This is a genomic window from Mesorhizobium sp. M2A.F.Ca.ET.043.02.1.1 (genome assembly GCF_003952405.1).
Taxonomy (GTDB): domain Bacteria; phylum Pseudomonadota; class Alphaproteobacteria; order Rhizobiales; family Rhizobiaceae; genus Mesorhizobium.
In genome coordinates, this window is the sequence record NZ_CP034445.1 from 2,361,867 (window position 1) to 2,380,603 (window position 18,737).

Here is an 18,737-nt window from a genome sequence, read left to right on the forward strand (position 1 = left end):
GAAATGGTGGCGGCCCGCAGGCCGCCACGGATTTCAGGCCGCCGCCTTGAGCGACGCCTTCTGCGCGGCGAAGGCCCAGTCGAGCCAGGGCAGCAGCGCTTCGAGATCGGCGGTCTCGACGGTGGCGCCACACCAGATGCGCAGCCCGGGCGGCGCGTCGCGATAGGAGCCGATGTCGTAGGCGACACCTTCCTTGTCGAGCGCCGAGACGAGGCCCTTGGCGAAAGCCGCCTGACCGTCGGCATCGAGCGCCGCGATATCCGGATCGGTGAAGGACAGGCACACGGATGTGTTTGAGCGCGTTGCCGGGTCGACGGCCAGATGGCCGAGCCACGACGACTTGCCAACGAACCGGTCGAGCACCGCGGCATTGGCGTCGGCGCGGGCAATGAGCGCTTCCAGACCGCCGATCGACTTCGCCCAGTGCAGCGCATCGAGATAATCCTCGACGCACAGCATCGACGGCGTGTTGATAGTCTCGCCCTTGAAGATGCCCTCGATCAGCTTGCCGCCCGAGGTCAGGCGGAAGATCTTCGGCAGCGGCCAGGCCGGCTTGTAGGTCTCCAGCCGCTCGACGGCGCGGGGCGACAGGATCAGCATGCCGTGCGCGCCTTCGCCGCCCAGCACCTTCTGCCAGGAGAAGGTGACGACATCGAGTTTGTCAAAGTCGAGCCTTTGCGCGAAGGCGGCCGACGTCGCGTCGCAGATGGTCAAGCCCTTGCGGTCCGCGGGAATGAATTCGCCATTCGGCACGCGCACGCCCGAGGTCGTGCCGTTCCAGGTGAAGACCACGTCGCGATCGAAATCGATCTGCTTGAGGTCGGGCAGCTGGCCGTAGCCGGCCTCGAACTTGCGCGCGTCGGCGAGCTTGAGCTGCTTGACGACATCCGTCACCCAGCCGGAGCCGAAGCTCTCCCAGGCGACCATGTCGACGCCGCGCTCGCCGAGCAGCGACCACAGCGCCATCTCGACCGCGCCGGTGTCCGACGCCGGCACGATGCCGATGCGATAGTTCGCGGGAACCTTGAGGATTTCGCGCGTCAGCTCGATCGCCTGTTCGAGCTTGCTCTTGCCGATCTTGGCGCGGTGGGAGCGTCCGAGCGCGGCCTTAGAGAGCGCCTCGGCCGACCAGCCGGGGCGTTTTGCGCAGGGACCTGAGGAGAAATTGGGGTTTGCCGGACGGAGTCCGGGCTTGGTAGGTGTCGTCATCGTGGTCTACCCTTCCAGATAGTGGCCCCTCGTTGGGGAGGGGTGGCCCGCGGACGGCGATATGCTTTCAGCCTTTCGGCGTCAAGAGCAAAGTTTTTGTCGTTGTCGGGATATTCCCTTCCACCCGGCGCGCCCCGAAATGAAAACGGCGAGCCGTTGGACCCGCCGTGGCATTTCGTGACCCGCTTCGCTTTACCAGAGGTCGTAGCGCAGGCCGAATTTGATCTGGTGGTTGCTGATCCCCTTACGGGTGGGATAGGAGGTCAGGCTCTCGGCGGCCACATATTCCGCATTGGGGGCGGAGAAATACTGGTAGCCGAGGTCGACAAGAACATTCTTGGTCACTTGGTATGCAAGGCCCGCATTGAGCGTATAGGCGAGCGAGTATTGGTTTTTGTTGCTGCTCAGGACGAAATCGTTGGAGGAGTCGGCGCTGTCTGTGTATGAGGCCGAAAGCTTGCTTGTCGTCCGAACCAAACCAATGCCGGCGCCGACATAGGGCGTGATCCCGACATAGGTGCCCAGATCGACATAACCATTGAGGATACCGGAGAACGCGTAGTTCTTCACATTTCCCGAGCCCTGGATCGCCGTTCCCGCCGGTGCGACCGCTGAATCGTCATAGCTTACGCTGACGTGATTGCCGGGCAGATAGCCCAGGTTGAGATCGGCGCGAAGGTAGTCGTTGAAATGATAGCCGAAGCCGATGCTCGCGAAATACGCGTCCTCGCCCTCGCTGAAGCTTTCGTTGTCGATCGCTGACGGCAAGGTGAAATCCCCGTTGTCGAAGGTCTTCTGCGGCAGATAGGCGACGTCGCCGCGCAGATACCAGCCCGAGCCGACCTCGACCGGCTGGTAGTCCGGCGCCTGGTCGACATAGATCGGCGGATCGTAGTCGGCCGCGAGCGCCGGCGTCATCGGCAACAGGATGGTTGCGGCAAGCGCTGACGCGATACGCGATCTGGATGTCATGGTCCCCGGCTCCCGAGATTGGCGCCAGCCGCAAACGCGGGCGCCGTTTCAAGCAGCCATTGTTAACCATAGTGGTTAAGTGCCGGTTAAGGCTAACAGAGAGTTACCGAATTGATTTCAATGAAATTTCACCCGCCGCGCACAAACGAAAACCGCCCGGCTGATGCCGGGCGGTCGAACTGTCGGATGCGCCAGTTCTACTTGGTGTAGATCGGTTCCGGCTCAGGCTGATAGGCGACCACCGGCGCGGCGCAGCCATTATTGCCGCCGAACTGATAGCGCAGACCGCCGCGCACTTCATGCGTGTTGATGCCGTGGTCGAAACCCGGTCCGGAGCTGGTCGTATCGAATTCGAACATGCGCCCACCCTCGATGTGAGTGAAGCGGTAGCCGGCATCGAGGATGACCTTGTCCGTGAGGCAGTAGGAAGCGCCGGCCATAAGCGCGTAGGCGAAGCGCCAGTTGGACGACCCGGGGTTGGTTTCGGTGGTGTTCGGGTCATGGACCGTGTCCCACTTGACATGCGCACCACCGATGCCAGCGCCGACATAAGGGGTGACGCCGTTCCACGTGCCGATATCCACATAGGCATTTGCAAGCAGAAGCAGAGCGCTCATGCTCGACTCTTCGGTCGATGTCGTGATCAGATCCGAGGTCTGGCCGTTGAAGTCCGACTTGAACCAGTAGTCGGCAGTCAGATCCGTACGCAAGTAATCGTTGATCTTGTAGCCGACGCCGGCGCCGAGCGAGAACCCGCCCTTTAGGTCGCCGAAATCGAAATCGTTGGTGCCGGGCGGTGGGCCGTAGGTGATGTAATCGATGCTGTCCAAATTCGACCAGTGGTAGTCGATATCGCCGCGGATGTACCAACCGCCGACATCGACCGGTTGAGCCTCGACAACCGGCGGCGGCGCCTCCTCGACCGGAGGCGGCTCCGCGAAGTCGGCGGCGAGCGCCGGTCCGGCCACTCCCGCGAGCAACGCGGCAAACAAAGCCATTCTTGCTGTATTGAACATGCTGTCACCCCTAAGAGACCTCGGGACGACACCGCCCGAAGATGAACCTCGGCGTGGATAATGAATTGCAAAGGTTAAAGGCCGTTTAACCGTACCGATTAACCACGAATCTATGCAATTTTAGAGGGTATGCCGTTGTCCGGCCGTTGGGGGCGCGCACAAAAAAGCCCGCCGGGCGGCGGGCTTCCAAGCGCGAAGAGCTTTGGCCCGATCTCTCTGTCAGGCGGCGCTGCGCGTTTCCTGGAGGATGCCCACGATGTCGTTGACAACCGCCTCGACCAGCTGCGGATCGTCGCCCTCGGCCATGACGCGGATCAGCGGCTCGGTGCCGGATGGCCGGATGACGAGGCGGCCGGACGTGCCGAGCCGGTTGCGCCCTTCTTCGATCGCCGCCTTGACCGGCGCTTCCTCCAGCGGCTTGCCGCCGGAGATGCGGACGTTCTTGAGAAGCTGCGGCACCGGCTCGAACTTCTTCGACAATTCGCTGACCGGGCGGTTCTGCCGCTTGATGCAGGCGAGCACCTGCAGCGCCGAGACCAGACCGTCTCCCGTGGTCGAGAAGTCGGAAAGCACGATGTGGCCGGACTGCTCGCCGCCGACATTCAAGCCATGCGCGCGCATATGCTCCACGACATAGCGGTCGCCCACCTTGGTGCGATGCAGCTGCAGCTTCATATCGCCGAGGAAGCGCTCCAGGCCGAGATTGGACATCACGGTGGAAACGACGCCGCCGCCGGCCAGCCTTCCGCTCTGGTGCCAGGATTCGGCGATCAGCGCCATGATCTGGTCGCCGTCGACGATCGCTCCGTTCTCGTCGACGATGACCACGCGGTCGGCATCGCCGTCGAGCGCGATGCCGATGTCGGCGCGCACCTCATGCACCTTCTTCTGCAGGCCGGCCGGATGGGTCGAGCCGCATTCCTTGTTGATGTTGAAGCCGTTCGGCTCGACATTGATCGCCACCACCTCGGCGCCGAGCTCCCACAGCGCCTCCGGAGCCACCTTGTAGGAGGCGCCGTTCGCGCAATCGACGACGATCCGCAGGCCCGAGAGCGACATCGAGCGGGGCAGCGTGCGCTTGGCGAATTCGATATAGCGGTCATGCACGCCATCGACGCGCTTGGCGCGGCCGAGCCCGTCGGAATCGGCGAGCGCCAGCTCGATGTCCTTGTCGAGCATGCCTTCGATGCGCTCCTCGATCTCGTCGGAGAGCTTGTAGCCGTCGGGACCGAACAGCTTGATGCCATTGTCGTAATAAGGGTTGTGCGAGGCCGAGATCATCACGCCGATGTCGGCGCGCAGCGAGCGCACCAGCATGGCGACGGCAGGCGTCGGTATCGGGCCGAGCAGGAAGACGTCCATGCCGGCGGCGCACAGACCGGCAACCATGGCGTTCTCGATCATGTAGCCGGAAAGCCGCGTATCCTTGCCGAGCACGACGCGGTGACGATGATTGCCACGCTGGAACGAAAGCCCGGCGGCCATGCCGACGCGCATGGCGACCTCGGCCGTCATCGGAAATTTGTTGGCGCGTCCGCGAATACCGTCCGTGCCGAAATACTGACCTGCCATATCCTTACAGTCCCCGTCGGTTTTCAGCGGGCCCGTATTGCCACAATTGGGCCGCATCCGATCATCAAATTTCGTGATTGTATATTACCAATCTTTAGAAAAACATTGTCGCGGTCGGTGCAAGTGGTTCGACAGCCTATCACCACCTTTGACTTGGCGGCGCTACACCTGCCGACACGAGGCTTTTCGGAGCCTGGAAAAGCTTGGCTGGCGGCGAACCCGCAAGCAATTCATCACCTTATCAGGAGCAACACACTTTGTGACGGGTCCCGCGCCGGATGCATCTGGCGCAACCGGACATTGAGAGCTATTGATTTGGCATAGGGACACCTATTGGCGGCAGCAAGGGAGAAACGCCATGCTTATTCATAGACTTGCAGCTTTGACGGGTCTCGCCGTCGCAACCTTGTTCATCGCGGCGCCGGCCAACGCGCTGACCATGGCCGAGTGCAGCACCAAGTATAATGCGGCCAAGGATGCGGGAACGCTTGCCGGCCAGACCTGGAACCAATTCCGCAAGGCGCAGTGCGGCAGCGATGCTTCCGCCGCGACCGACACCAAGGCGGCCACCGACACCAAGGCTGCGACCGACACGAAGGCCGCCGACACCAAGACGACTAAGAAGGCAAAGGCAGCCGCCGCTGCCGACGACACGGCCAAGGGCCTGAGTTCCAAGGAATGCAGCGCCAAGTACCAGGCTGCAAAATCCGCCGGCACGCTCAACGGCATGAAGTGGAATGACTTCCGCAAGGCCGAGTGCGGCCCTGGCGCAACCGCTGCGGCTGCCACCGCGCCCGCAGCCGAAACCAAGCCGGCCAAGACCTCGACCGCGGCTGCCGCCGGCGGCAAGGGCCTGACCATGGCGGAATGCAGCACCAAGTACCAGGCCGCGAAGACCGCCAGCAAGCTCAACGGCATGAAGTGGAACGACTTCCGCAAGGCCGAGTGCGGTGCCGGCGCCGATGACGACGACACCGTGCCGGCTCCGACCGAAGCCACATACACCAGCGAGCCGGCGAAGCCGACGGTCGCAGCGCCGAAGGGCGTGAGCTTCCCGAAGGCGATTTCGCCGAAATTCGCCACCGAAAATCCGGGCAAGGGCCGCATGCACACCTGCCTCGAGCAGTACTACGCCAACAAGGACGCCAACACGCTGAACGGCCTGAAGTGGATCCAGAAGGGTGGCGGCTTCTACAGCCTCTGCAATGCCAAGCTGAAGAGCTGATCGCCTAGTTATTCAAGAGAAAAGGCCCGCGCATCGCAAGATGCGTGGGCTTTTTTTGTACAGGCGAAGACGCCCGCGGCCTTGCTCTATCTGCATATGGCGGGACTGCCGGCATCGTCGATTTGCCCACACTGCCCACCGCCAGGCTTATGGGTAGCTCGCAAAATTCAGGTTGAACATACAGGGAACAAACAGTATACAAAAGACGTCTAACTTATCATCAATCAGGAGGGTCTTATGTTCAATTTGAAATTAGCGGCATTGGCTGTGACGGCATTCGTCGCTTGGAACGTCGCACCGGCAAGCGCACTGACGATGAAGGAATGTGGCGAGACCTATCGGGCAGCCAAGGATGGCGGCACTCTGAACGGCATGGACTGGGCCGCTTTCCGCAAGGAGAAATGCGCCACGTCCGCCGCGGAGAGTGTCAGCGCGGATTCGGTCAAAACCGCGGAGCCAGCAGAAAAAGACACCAGCGCGGCGGTCACTCCCACTGTGGCACCGGCGGGCGTGACATTCCCGGCCACCCTCGCCGCCGAGTTCAAGACCGAAACGCCCGCGAAGGCCAGGATGAAGACCTGCCTGCAGGGTTACCACGACAACAAGGAGGCGGGTACGTTGAACGGCCTTCGTTGGATCCAGAAGGGCGGCGGCTACTACAGCCTCTGCAATGCCAAGCTGAAGAGCTGATCGCTTAGCCTCTTCCTTTTTGTTGGATAGCTTCAAAAGTCACGTCCTCGGCTCCTTTAAAACGCTCAAAGATCGGCAGCTTCGGAGTCTTCCTTCTTTCGACGCTTGCGATTGGCGAAAGCCGGCGTGACGGCCAATCTCCCCCCTGTGGGGAAGATGTCCGGCAGGACAGAGGGGGGCGCGAAGGAACTCGACGCTCACAGGACGAAGGTTCCTCGCCCCACGAAAGTGGGGAGAGGTGGCTCGGCGAAGCCGAGGCGGAGAGGGAAGCGCCCTGCGAAGGCCCCCTCTCCGTCCGCTTCGCGGCCACCCCTCCCCCGCCTTGGCGGGGGCGAGGAACCCAAGCTTTGATACGCCCGCGGGACAGCGCCCCTCTGCCTGCCGGGTATTTCTCCCACAAAGAGGGAGATTGGCTGTCCCACCGCTTTCGCCAATCACCAGCGCACGCCAGCCAAACTCCCGGCGCGCCCAAAAATGCAAAACGCCGCGGTTTGATCCGCGGCGTTCGTTGTGAGCATTCGCTGTCCTCAGCTTGACGGCTGCGGTTCCATGCCGCCTTCGGGCTCAGGACCCTTCTTGCGGCGACCGCCCGTGCCGGCCTTCGGCACCGCAGAACCCCGGCTGGGCGGGGTGTCGTCGCCGAGGTCGCGGGCGGGCTTGTGGCCTGCGATCAACTGCTTGATCTCGTCGCCGGACAGCGTCTCGTATTCGAGCAGCCCTTCGGCGAGCGCGATCCATTCCTTCTTCTTCTTGGTCAGGATGGCCTTGGCGGTCGAGTAGGCGTCGTCGATCAGCCGCCGCACTTCGGCATCGATGATCTGCGCCGTCTCTTCCGAGATGTTTTGCGTGCGGGCCACCGAGTGTCCGAGGAAGACCTCTTCCTGGTTGTCGCCATAGGCGACATGGCCGAGCTTGTCGGAGAAGCCCCAGCGCGTGACCATGGCACGCGCCAGCTTGGTTGCCTGCTCGATGTCGGAGGAGGCGCCGGAGGTGATGTTCTCCTTGCCGAACTTGAACTCCTCGGCGACGCGGCCACCCATCATGATAGCCAGCCTGGAGATCATGTATTTGTAGCTCATCGAATAGCGGTCGCCTTCCGGCAGTTGCATGACCATGCCGAGCGCGCGACCGCGCGGGATGATGGTCGCCTTGTGCAGCGGGTCCGCCGTCGGCACGTTGAGCGCCAGGATGGCGTGGCCGGCCTCGTGATAGGCGGTCAGCTCCTTCTCGGCTTGCGTCATCGCCGACGAACGGCGCTCCGCGCCCATCATGATCTTGTCCTTGGCGTCCTCGAACTCGGCCATGGTGACCAGCCGCTTGTTGCGGCGCGCCGCCATCAGCGCGGATTCGTTGACGAGGTTCATCAGGTCGGCGCCGGAGAAGCCCGGCGTGCCGCGCGCGATGACCTTGAGGTCGACATTGGGCGCCAGCGGCACGTTGCGCACATGCACCTTGAGGATCTTCTCGCGGCCGACGATGTCGGGATTCGGCACCACGACCTGGCGGTCGAAGCGGCCGGGCCTCAGCAGCGCCGGGTCCAGCACGTCGGGCCGGTTGGTGGCGGCGATCAGGATGATCGACTCGTTCGATTCAAAGCCGTCCATCTCGACCAGCAGCTGGTTCAGCGTCTGCTCGCGCTCGTCATTGCCGCCGCCAAGACCGGCGCCGCGATGACGGCCGACCGCGTCGATCTCGTCGATGAAGATGATGCAGGGCGCGTTCTTCTTGGCCTGGTCGAACATGTCGCGCACCCGGCTCGCGCCGACGCCGACGAACATCTCGACGAAGTCCGAGCCGGAGATGGTGAAGAACGGCACATTGGCCTCGCCGGCGACCGAGCGCGCGAGCAGCGTCTTGCCGGTGCCGGGCGGGCCGACCAGCAGCACGCCGCGCGGGATCTTGCCGCCGAGGCGCTGGAACTTCTGCGGATCGCGCAGGAACTCGACGATCTCTTCGAGGTCTTCCTTGGCTTCGTCGACGCCGGCGACATCCTGGAAGGTGACGCGGCCATGCGCCTCCGTCAGAAGCTTGGCCTTCGACTTGCCGAAGCCCATCGCTCTTCCGGAGCCGGACTGCATCTGGCGCATGAAGAATATCCACACGCCGAGGATCAGGATCATCGGCAGCCACGAAATCAGGTAGCCGAACAGCGAGTTGGAGCCGTCGGTCTCAGGCTTGGCGGTGATGGTGACGTTCTTGTCCTGCAGCCTGGAAACCAGCGACGGGTCGCCCGGCGAATAAGTCTGGAAGCCGTTGGCGTTGTCCGTGTAGTTGCCGAAGACGCGGGCACCCGCGATGGTCACGCTCTTGACCCGGCCGGAGGCGACGTCCTGCAGGAACTGCGAATAGGGAATATCCGTCGTTGCACCGCGCGTCTGGGGCGTCTGGAACAGATTGAACAGGGCGATGAGCAGGACCGCTATGATCGCCCAGAGCGCGAGGTTGCGATAGTTCGGATTCATCTATTGTCCCGTTGGAGCCCGCCTGCGGGCCCGCGATGATGGAGAAGCTTGGGCCTAACATAGGGAGAGCGCCTCCCCTTGCCAAGCAGAACAGCACGTATCGGTTAAGCTTTCGCCCACCCTCGCCCACCATCATGGCCATGGAATGGCGGCGCCGGCACCGGCGGCGCTCCGACAAGCATCGCGACGGCGGTGGCGGGTTCGATGTCGAAGCACGGCAGGAAGCGCGCGAAAGGGGCAACCGCCGGAACGATCGACACCGATTGCGGGCCGGCATCGCCGCCAGCGAAATCAAGGTGTTTGCCGCCGGACCATAGCGCCGGCTCCGCGGCAAGCGCCGCGCGTGAAAGGCTTTGTGGAACATCCTCGCTGAAGGGCGCTTTACCGGCGGCGGCAGGGCCCAGCGGCGCGATCACCAAATCGCCCGACCCGTCTTTCAAAGTGATGCGCCGGCGGTTGTCCCAAAGCCAATTATCCGCCGGCGGCGCGGGGGCGGGCAGATTGCGGCTTTCGCGGCGAAGGAAAATGCCTGTACGGCGCGCATCGACCACCGTCCGCGACAATGTAGCGCAAAGCGATCCCAGCTGCAGGCGGGAAAGCAGCTCAGCACAGCGCACCTCGTCGGCGAGAAAGGACATGCCGCCAACCGTGGCCAGCAGGATGCGCAGCACGTAAACGGCCGCTTGGCCGTCCTCATGCCCAGCGAAATCGCGATCGAGGCGGATGAGACCCGGAACCGGCCTGCTGGCGAACGCGTCGATGAGCATGGCGGCGCGGCGGCCGATGTCGTGGCGCTCACGTGCCGCCTGGGCCGACCGCGCCAGCGCCTCGGCAATGCGCCGTTCGCCTTCGCCCTGCGCGAGCGACGCCCGCATGCGCGGCCGCTCGAAGCGGACATCCACATTGGTCGGGTCCTCGATCCAGCCGACGTCGCGATGCCGCAGCATGTCGCGCAGTGCCGCACGCCTTGTGCCGAGCAGCGGCCGGACGATCCAGGTGCGCCAGTCATGCAGCGTGGCGGGCGCCATGCCGGCAAGCCCGCGGCCGTCATCGTCGCGTGCCTGCCGCATCAGCACCGTCTCGGCCTGGTCGTCGGCGGTGTGCCCGGTCAGGATCAGCTTGATGCCTTCGGCGTCGGCTGCTTGCGCCAGCAGCCTGTAGCGCGCCGCGCGTGCCGCGGCCGGCAGACCGGTCAGGGGCTTGTCGCCGCGCCAGGCGAGAATGCGATGCGCGACGCCGCGCTCGGCGCAGAAATCGGCAACCTGCCGTGCCTCGGTGGCCGAATCCGGCCGCAAGCCATGATCGATCGTCACCGCGAGCAGCCTGGCGCCCGGTGCGGTCCGGTCGAGATGATCTTTGAGAAGGAGGAGCAGGGCGGTCGAGTCGCTGCCGCCGGACACGGCTGCAACGGCGCCGGTCGAAAGGTCCAGGTCGGAGAAAAGGTCGTCTGAGAGGTCGGCTTTGGTATCGGGCGTCAGCACGCCGCCAGCGCCTTTTCCTGCTTGATGCGCTCCTTGAGCGTGGCGGAGACGTCGGGATAGCGCTTGCCGATCTCGTTGAAAGTGGCGCAGGCGACGTCATTCTGCTTCAGTCCGACCAGCGAAACCCCGAGCTTGAGCAGCATGTCGGGGGCTTTCTTGGCCTTCGGGTACTCCTTGCTGGCGGCGAGGAAGACTTCGGCCGCGTCACGGTATTTCTGCTCACCCAGCAGAGACTCGCCCAGCCAGTAATGCGCGTCCGCCGCCTTGGCGTCCTTGGGGAAGCGCGAGATATGGTCGCGAAAGCCCTGCTCGGCGGTTGGATAGTCGCCCGACAAGATGAACTGGTAGGAATTGCGGTAGAGCTCGTCGGGATCGTTGGTCGACGGCAGGGCCGCGACTTGCGTGTCGCCGGACTTGTTCTTCTTGGCCGGCGTCTCGGCGGAAGGAGCGCTTGCCGTGGCCGCGGGAGCCTGCACCGGCGCGCTGGCTTGCGGGCCGGTCTCGGCATTGACGACATTGCCGTTCTTGTCGACGGTGATGGTGCCGAAATTCTTCGGCGGCGCGCCGGTGATCAGCTTGCCGGGGTCGCCGGTCTGCGATTCCACAATGACGTCGCCGACCGTCTTGCCGCCGCCATTTTGCCCGCCGGTGTCAGCAGGCGCCTGCGTCGCCGGGGCCTGGGCGACGCTGTTGTCCGCACCGGCGTCGCCGGTGCCGGAATCCCCGGTGCCGGCATCTCCGAGGTTGGTGTTGCCGCCGGTTCCGTCCTGAGGCGCGGCCTCCGACTTCTTCTGCCCGGTCGGCTTGGCGCCGCCTTGCGAACCGCCCTCGAGCTGCTGGAAGCGGAATTCATTGTCTTCCTGCTGCTTTCGGATCTGTTCCTGCATCTGCAGGATCTGGAAATTCATCTCCTCGATCTTGCCGTTCAGCTGGCGCAGTTGGTCTTCCAGACCGGTCACGCCGCCGCCACTATCCTGCGCGATCTGCGCCTGTTCAGGCTTCTTCTTGTCGCCGAAGATGCCGAGCGTCGGCAGGTGAAAGGTAAAGCCGCTGCCGGAGGCCTGCCCGGCGCTGTCGGCCGAAGCGGCAAGGCTCGGGAGGCTTGATACGAGCAGCAGCGCAAGCGTGCCGCTCAGGACCGTTCTGAAATGCATTCTGTCTCTCGCGGTGGATGTGTTGGCCTGATGCGCCTTTCCAAATCAGACAATGGGAGCAAGCGCCCTCGCGCTCATAGCAGGACGCGAGACTTCGGCCAAATTTTGTTTCAAGCCGTTGCAAATGAAAAAGGCGGCCCCTGAGGCCGCCTTTGAATTTGCAATGTTGTATTTTTGCCGCCTGTGGCGTCGCGCCAGGCGGCGGCCACGGGGCCTGGTTATCAGGAACCGGCGCCCGACAGCGTGGTGACGGCGCGGCGGTTCTGCGACCAGCAGGAGATGTCGTCGCAGACCGCGACCGGACGCTCCTTGCCGTACGAGATGGTCTTCAGGCGGCCGGCGGAGACGCCCTTGGAAACCAGGAAGTCGCGGGTGGCGGCGGCGCGGCGGGCGCCCAGCGCCAGATTGTACTCACGCGTGCCGCGCTCGTCGGCATGGCCTTCGATGACGATCGCGTATTGGCGATACTGGTTGAGCCACTGCGCCTGGCGCGCCAGCGTGGTCTGCGCGTCAGCGCGGATCGACGAGGAGTCGGTGTCGAAGAAGATGCGGTCGCCGATGTTGACGGTGAAGTCCTGCGCGGAACCCGGCGTGGCGGCGCCGGCGCCGTTGAGCCCGAGATCGGCCGCGCTGTTCGGGGTCTTTTTCGACGCGCAACCGGTGATGGCGAGAGCCGCCACCAACGCGATCATCGCCGGGTTTCGGGTAAGTGCTGCGATACGGCCCATGCCGCCCTCTCCTTAGCATTCGAGTGATTTCGTTGATCACCCAGTAACCACGTTTGGGTTAACCGGCATTCAAGAAACACGGTTAATTTTTGGTTTCGGCCGCCGTCCGCGGCCGTTACGCATCCACGCATTTACCAAGATCGACAATGCGCGCGGACCGTAGGCGGAAATGCGGCCAAAACGCGACCAAGCCGTGGAAAATGGCACTAAGAAATTGAGAGCCGGGGCTTCTCGATTCCTCAGTTCTTCAATTCCTCAGTTCTTCAGTTCCTTATTCCAGCAACGGCGACCAAGCCGGATCCGACGCGTAGTTCGCGGTCGGGATCGGCTGCTCGTTGCGGCCGGTAAGATCGACCGAGACCAGCTTGGGTCCGCCGCCCGAGTCGCGGAAGAACATCAACACGCGGCCGTTCGGCGCCCAGGTCGGGCCCTCCTGCTGGAAGCCGGAGGACAGGATGCGCTCACCCGAGCCGTCGGTCTTCATGACGCCGATCTGGAATTCACCGCCGCTCTGCTTGGTGAAGGCGATCAGGTCGCCGCGCGGCGACCAGACCGGCGTCGAATAAACGCCGTCGCCAAAGGAGATGCGGTGCGGGTTCGAGCCGTCGCCACCCATGACGTAGATCTGCGAGCGGCCACTGCCGCCGCCGCGGTCTGAGGTGAAGACGACCTGCGAGCCATCCGGCGAATAGGACGGCGAGGTGTCGATCGCGGTCGAATCGGTGAGCCGCGTGGTCGAGCGGCTTCTCAGATCCATGGCGAAGATGTTGGAATTGCCGTCATCGCGCAGCAGGCTCATGATCACCTTCTGGCCGTCGGGCGAGAAGCGCGGCGCAAATGTCATGCCGGGGAAGTTGCCGACCAACTCGCGCTGTCCGGTTTCGATCTGCAGCAGATACACCTTCGGCTGTCCGCTCTCATAGGACATGTAGGTGATTTCCTGCCGGTTCGGCGAGAAGCGCGGCGTCAGCACGATGGCGCGGCCGTCGGACAGATAGCGCACATTGGCGCCGTCCTGGTCCATGATGGCGAGCCGCTTCTTGCGCGCGTTCTTGGCGCCGGATTCGTCGACGAAGACGACGCGTGTATCGAAATAGCCTTTCTCGCCGGTGATCTTCTCGTAGATCGCATCGGCGATGATGTGCGCGACACGGCGTTGATTGGCGTCGTTCGCGAAAAACTGCTCACCGGCCATCTGCTGATTGCCGAAGATATCCCACAGCCGGTACTGGGCGCGGATGCGTCCGTCGGCCTCCTTGCTCACGCTGCCGGTCACCAGCGCTTGCGCGTTGATGACTTTCCAATCATCGAAACGCGGCTGCGCATCCGGATTGGTGATCTTTTCGACAAAGGCGGCCTTGTCGATCGGCGCGAACAGCCCCGACCGTTTCAGATCGGATGTGACGATCTCCGATATCTGTGGCCCAAGCCCTCCTTGAAAGTCGGGGATGGCGATCGGCAGCGGCTCAACATTGCCCTGGGTGACCTTCAGCTCAACCTTAGCCAATGCCGGCAAGGCAGAGCCCAAGGTCGTGCCCAGTGCCATCGCTGCGATCACTAGGAGCGGATTGAGGAAAGATCTCATGTCTTCTCGCTTTTCTTCTTCGATTGTTCAGACACTCGGCCTAGAGGCCAAACATCGATCGTGGATCGAACGTGACTTCGACATCGTTCCAGATGTCTTGCTTGCCGGCGGGAACCTGCAGGCCGGCCACGTCGCATTTCTGGACGGCCCGCACCGCGCTGGCGTCGAATTGGGGGTTGCCGCTCGACTTTTCGACATTTGGGCGGCCCTCGAGCTTCCCGGACGCATTCAGATTGAACTGGATGACTGCCACGAAGTTCTCGGCACCCTCCAGACCGGCTGGAATAGACCAACAGCCCTTGAGCTGATCCTCCAACGCCCCTTGTTCCGACTTGGAGAGCTTCTGGCCCTGATCCTTCTCGCCGCCCAGCGAAGCCTGCTGTGTCGAGCGTTTGGCGCCGCCGCCGGATGGCTTCTGCTTATCGAGCAGCGCCGTTATCTCGTCGGCGTTGAACTGCTTCTCGTCCGACTTCTTCTTGGAAGACGCTTCCTTCACCGGCTTTTCCGCGTCCTTGCGATCCGGCGCCTTGGCGCTCTCGGCCTGGGCCGGCTGCGGCTGCGGCTGCGGCTTCGGCCGTGCTTCCGGCGCGGGCGCTGAATCCGGCAGCTTCGCCTCATCCGTCGGCTGATCCTGCGAGATCGCCTCGGCCACCGCGTCCGGCTTGACCTCTTCCTTCTGGATGGCGGCGGTCTTGTCGGGCGTTGGCGTCGGTTCCTTGGCCGGCGTCGGCTTGGGCTCCGTCTGCTTGACCGGCTCGGGCTTGACCTCTTCCTTCGGCGTCGGCGTCGGCGCGACTTCCGTCGCGGGCGTCGGCTTCGGCTTCTCCTGCGGCTTCGGCACGTCCTCGACCGCAGGCTTCTCGGTTGGCGTCGGTGCGGGCGGCGGCGCCGCAGTCTTCTCGACCGGCTTCGGCTTGGCTTCGTCCGTCACTGCCTTATCGGTGTCGACCGTATTCTCGCCGACCTTCTGGGCATTGGGAACGACATCCGGCCGCTTCGTCGGAACCGGCGCCGGCTTGTCATGCATAACCGCCTTCTTGTCGCCCTGCAGTGTTTGGGCGATGGCCTCCATCGGCACGATGTCGACCGCCACCGACTCCACGTCGGCGGCCGGCATGGCCGGCGGGGAGGACAGCGTGAACAGCCCGAAGGCCAGCGCCACCGCATGCAAGATCACCGATGAGGTGAGGCCCGTGCGCATCTGGCGTCTACTGATCCTGTTCCTGCAGCGAGACCAAGCCGATATTCTTGTAGCCGGCGGCTGAAATGCGGGCCATGACCTTCATCGCCGTGCCGTAGTCGGTCGACTTGTCGCCGCGGATGAAGATGCGCTCGTCATAGCCGGTCTTCGAGATCGCCTGCAGCTTGGCCACCAGTTCCTCGATGGGGATCTCGGTTTCCTGCAGGAAAATCTTGCCGGCGGCGTCGATCGAGACGGTGATCGGCTGCGTATCGACATTCATCGCCTTGGCTTGCGTGTCCGGCAGATCGATCGGAACTCCGACGGTGAGCAGCGGCGCCGCGACCATGAAGATGATCAACAGCACCAGCATCACGTCGACCATCGGCGTGACGTTGATTTCCGACATCAGGCCATGGTGACGGCCACGGCGCCTATGGCCGCGTCCGCCTCGCCCCGAGCCACCTGCGCCAGCAGCAGACATCCCCATGATCGTTCCTCAGGCCTTCTGCGCTACTTTTTCATCGATTTGGCGCGAGAGTATGGCGGAGAACTCGTCCGAGAATCCTTCCATGCGCACGGCGAGCTTGTTCGCGTCCGATGACAGTTTGTTGTAGGCGATGACGGCGGGGATGGCCGCGAGCAGGCCGATCGCGGTCGCCAGCAGCGCCTCCGCGATGCCGGGCGCCACCACCGAAAGGCTGGTGTTCTTCGACGCGGCGATCGCCTGGAACGAGGTCATGATGCCGATGACGGTGCCGAACAGGCCGATGAAGGGCGCGGCCGAGCCGGTGGTGGCGAGGAAGCCGAGGCGTCCCTCCAGCCTTTCCATCTCGCGAGTCAATGCCAGGTCCATGGCCTTGTCAATGCGGGTTTGCAGCGCCAGCGGCGACTTCGCGCCCTTTTCGAAGCTCTTCTTCCATTCGCGCATGGCGGCGACGAAGATCGCGCCCATGCCGGTGGTCTTGCGGTCGGCCAGCGTGCGGTAGAGGTCTTCGAGCGACTGCCCGGACCAGAAGACCTGCTCGAAGCGATTGAGGGCGAGGCGCATGCGGCTATAGGCGACGAGCTTGTCGATGATGATCGCCCAGGTCCAGATCGAGGCGCAGAGCAGGCCGATCATCACCAGCTTGACCACCCAGCCGGCCTGCATGAACAGGGCCCAGATCGACAAATGCGCTGCCGGATCGGCGAGTGCGATATTTTCCATCACTTAAGTCCTTAAGATTTTCCGGGCATCGCTGGCGGCTGGCCCATGGGCATCCCTTTGGTCCGATCGCGCGAAGCGTGAAGCTTGCGGGACACGCCCCGAATGCACCGTTTCGCGGCCTTTTCGAGGCAAATATTGGTGAAAGGAAGGCGCACGAATTGCGCCAATCTTCACCAATTCCTTCATGAACCGTTATGGTTAAGGATGGGTTAGGATGTCAGGCGCGGCGCATTGCCGCGCTTGGCAGGCGACCAATCAACAAGCGCCGCCGCAAGGGTATGCTGAGATTCAGGTCAGGCCGAGCCGAGAACGATGGCTTCCGAGAACCGGAGCGGAGCGTACTTCGGCATGTCCCGGAAAAGTGGTCTCCGGTTTTCCGATAAGGACGTGCGGCAGTTAGAAACTACGTGAGCACCGGAAGCGCAGGAAGCCATCATTCGCAGGCCGGCATCACCTGAATATCAGCGTACCCGAGGCATGAAGGCGGCAATCCACTCCCTTGGAAACCGTTTCGGGCGCCCGCTTTCGCCGACGATCGCCGCCTCGACTTTCGCCTCGACCAGCACCTCGCCGCCGCGCTTCAGTTGCTGGCCCATGAAGATGCGGGCGCCGGAGATGTCGTCGGTGCGCGTGTCGATGGTCAGGATGTCGTCCATGCGGGCCGGCGAGCGGAAGTCGATTTCCATGCGCCGCACCACCCAGACGATCCGCTCGCCATGCTTGCCGTCGAGAAGCTCGGTGTGGTGGACGCCGGTCAGCCGCAGATAGTCGGAGCGGCCGCGTTCGAGGAACTCGAGATAGCGCGCATGATAGACGACGCCGGAGAAATCGGTGTCGGCGTAGTAGACCCTGGCCATCAGCCGGTGGCCGAAATCCGTCAGCGCACCGGAAAGCCCGGCGCTGAGCGCCGCCGATTCACCATGATCGTCCATCGCGCTTTCCTTTTTCGGCCCGAACAGGCAGCTAAAGCCCTCGGGCTTTAGGCGGGATGGCACTGTTGGGCACGATGATCAAGGGCTTGATGGCGGCGCTGCTTGCGCTCGGCGCGCTGGCTTTGCCGGCCGGGGCGGCGACGTTCTCGATGAAACGCGGCCTCAATCTCGATCAGTGGGTCACCTGGCCCAGCGAGGACAAATGGGGCGATCGCCGGGCGATCCTGCCTTATCCGGAGTGGCGCAAATTTCTCAAGCAGGACGACCTCAAGGCGCTCAAGGATGCCGGTCTCGATTTCCTGCGCATGCCGGTCGATCCCTCCCCCTTTCTCTCGGATCGGACCGCGGCGCTTCGCGACGACCTCTATGCCAGCGTGCTCGACTCGGCGCGCATGATCAACCGCGCCGGCCTGAAGGTGATCGTCGACCTGCATCTGATCCCCGCTGGCGGCAACCGCAAGATCGGCATGGGGCAAGTGATGGACGACCCGGCCGTCTTCGACGCCTATGCCGAGGTCGTGCGCAACATGGCAAAGACGCTGGCCCGGGAAGATCCGAAGCAGGTCGCGCTGGAGCTGATGAACGAGCCGATCGTCGATTGCGACGCGAACGGCACCAACCTTTGGCCTGACCGCCAGAAAAAGCTGTTCGCGGCCGCGCGAGCTTCCGCCACCAGGCTCACGCTGATCCTGACCGGCGGCTGCTATTCAAACGCGGAGTCCCTGGCCAGGATCGACCCCGGGACGATCCCCGACGACAACATCATCTGGACCTTCCATTCCTACGACCCGTTCCTTCTGACACACCAGGGCGCGACCTGGGCCGGCGATTTCATCCAATACGTCACCGGCCTGCCCTATCCGCTCACAGCCGTTCCGAAGGCGCAGTTGGACCTGACGCTGGACACGATCCGCGACCGGATCAGGGCCGAGGCGCCCTGGGCGCGGCAGAGCGGCATGCTCGCCTATCTCGACGAACAGGTGGCAGCGATGGACAGTCCCGAAAAGCTGGCCGCCGTCATGGATGCGCCGTTCAGGACGGTCGATGCCTGGGCGAAGGCCAACGGCGTCAGGCCGCAGGATATCACGCTCGGCGAATTCGGCATGATCCGCAAGGAATATGGCAACGGCTTCGTCATGCCGGCGGCGTACCGCGCCGCCTATGTGCGCGACATGATCGGCCGCGCCGAGGCGCATGGGTTCTCCTGGTCGGTGTGGAGCTATGGCGGCGCCTTCGGCGTCGTCGACGCGTTCGACGGCGAGAAGGCGGAACCCAATGTGATGGATGTGATCAGGTCGCCTCGCTGAACGCGCGGGAAGCG

Annotated in this window: 16 protein-coding genes; 3 read left to right on the forward strand and 13 right to left on the reverse strand. The window is 63.5% G+C overall.

Going from position 1 to position 18,737, the window contains the following annotated elements:
* Window positions 1–33: 33 nt before the first annotated feature.
* From EJ068_RS11250 to glmM, 4 genes are all read right to left on the reverse strand, one after another.
* Window positions 34–1,209: a phosphoserine transaminase gene (locus tag EJ068_RS11250; RefSeq protein WP_127253143.1), complete on the reverse strand. Its 1,176-nt coding sequence runs from the start codon at window positions 1,207–1,209 to the stop codon at window positions 34–36.
* A gap of 192 nt (window positions 1,210–1,401) precedes the next feature.
* Window positions 1,402–2,181, reverse strand: coding sequence for an outer membrane protein (locus EJ068_RS11255; RefSeq protein WP_127253141.1), 780 nt, complete (start codon window positions 2,179–2,181; stop codon window positions 1,402–1,404).
* A gap of 197 nt (window positions 2,182–2,378) precedes the next feature.
* Window positions 2,379–3,197 carry an outer membrane protein gene (locus tag EJ068_RS11260; RefSeq protein ID WP_127253139.1) on the reverse strand — a complete coding sequence of 273 codons (819 nt, stop codon included), beginning with the start codon at window positions 3,195–3,197 and terminating at the stop codon, window positions 2,379–2,381.
* 219 nt (window positions 3,198–3,416) lie between these two features.
* Window positions 3,417–4,769 (reverse strand): phosphoglucosamine mutase, encoded by a 1,353-nt coding sequence (gene glmM, locus EJ068_RS11265; RefSeq protein ID WP_126064006.1) that lies wholly within the window; start codon window positions 4,767–4,769, stop codon window positions 3,417–3,419.
* Window positions 4,770–5,127: 358 nt separating this feature from the next.
* Here glmM and EJ068_RS11270 point away from each other — a divergent pair, with 358 nt between their 5' ends.
* Both EJ068_RS11270 and EJ068_RS11275 read left to right on the forward strand, forming a co-directional pair.
* Window positions 5,128–5,994: a hypothetical protein gene (locus EJ068_RS11270; protein ID WP_129554536.1), complete on the forward strand. Its 867-nt coding sequence runs from the start codon at window positions 5,128–5,130 to the stop codon at window positions 5,992–5,994.
* 237 nt (window positions 5,995–6,231) lie between these two features.
* A complete protein-coding gene (locus tag EJ068_RS11275; RefSeq protein ID WP_127253568.1) occupies window positions 6,232–6,684 on the forward strand; it encodes a hypothetical protein in 453 nt (150 codons plus the stop codon).
* A 527-nt stretch (window positions 6,685–7,211) separates the two neighbouring features.
* Here EJ068_RS11275 and ftsH read toward each other — a convergent pair.
* The 9 genes from ftsH to ybgC form a co-directional block, all read right to left on the reverse strand.
* Entirely contained in the window at window positions 7,212–9,146 is a 1,935-nt protein-coding gene (gene ftsH / locus EJ068_RS11280; RefSeq protein WP_127253567.1) for an ATP-dependent zinc metalloprotease FtsH, read from the reverse strand.
* 104 nt (window positions 9,147–9,250) lie between these two features.
* Complete coding sequence (tilS, locus tag EJ068_RS11285) at window positions 9,251–10,627, reverse strand: tRNA lysidine(34) synthetase TilS (RefSeq protein ID WP_127253566.1); 1,377 nt, start codon at window positions 10,625–10,627, stop codon at window positions 9,251–9,253.
* Window positions 10,621–11,781: a tol-pal system protein YbgF gene (ybgF, locus tag EJ068_RS11290; RefSeq protein ID WP_127253565.1), complete on the reverse strand. Its 1,161-nt coding sequence runs from the start codon at window positions 11,779–11,781 to the stop codon at window positions 10,621–10,623. The genes tilS and ybgF overlap by 7 nt, the downstream gene beginning before the upstream one ends.
* A 221-nt stretch (window positions 11,782–12,002) precedes the next feature.
* A complete protein-coding gene (pal, locus tag EJ068_RS11295) occupies window positions 12,003–12,509 on the reverse strand; it encodes a peptidoglycan-associated lipoprotein Pal (protein WP_126080754.1) in 507 nt (168 codons plus the stop codon).
* A 271-nt stretch (window positions 12,510–12,780) separates the two neighbouring features.
* Window positions 12,781–14,055: a Tol-Pal system beta propeller repeat protein TolB gene (gene tolB / locus EJ068_RS11300; protein ID WP_245463454.1), complete on the reverse strand. Its 1,275-nt coding sequence runs from the start codon at window positions 14,053–14,055 to the stop codon at window positions 12,781–12,783.
* Window positions 14,056–14,134: 79 nt separating this feature from the next.
* Complete coding sequence (locus EJ068_RS11305; protein ID WP_127249601.1) at window positions 14,135–15,295, reverse strand: TonB family protein; 1,161 nt, start codon at window positions 15,293–15,295, stop codon at window positions 14,135–14,137.
* Window positions 15,296–15,302: 7 nt separating this feature from the next.
* Window positions 15,303–15,764 (reverse strand): protein TolR, encoded by a 462-nt coding sequence (gene tolR, locus EJ068_RS11310; protein WP_042645743.1) that lies wholly within the window; start codon window positions 15,762–15,764, stop codon window positions 15,303–15,305.
* Between the two features lie 9 nt (window positions 15,765–15,773).
* Window positions 15,774–16,484 carry a protein TolQ gene (tolQ, locus tag EJ068_RS11315; RefSeq protein WP_042645742.1) on the reverse strand — a complete coding sequence of 237 codons (711 nt, stop codon included), beginning with the start codon at window positions 16,482–16,484 and terminating at the stop codon, window positions 15,774–15,776.
* 461 nt (window positions 16,485–16,945) lie between these two features.
* Entirely contained in the window at window positions 16,946–17,416 is a 471-nt protein-coding gene (gene ybgC, locus EJ068_RS11320) for a tol-pal system-associated acyl-CoA thioesterase (protein WP_126080751.1), read from the reverse strand.
* A 56-nt stretch (window positions 17,417–17,472) separates the two neighbouring features.
* Between ybgC and EJ068_RS11325 the strand changes: the two genes are divergently transcribed.
* Window positions 17,473–18,723 carry a cellulase family glycosylhydrolase gene (locus EJ068_RS11325; protein WP_127249602.1) on the forward strand — a complete coding sequence of 417 codons (1,251 nt, stop codon included), beginning with the start codon at window positions 17,473–17,475 and terminating at the stop codon, window positions 18,721–18,723.
* Window positions 18,724–18,737: the final 14 nt, after the last annotated feature.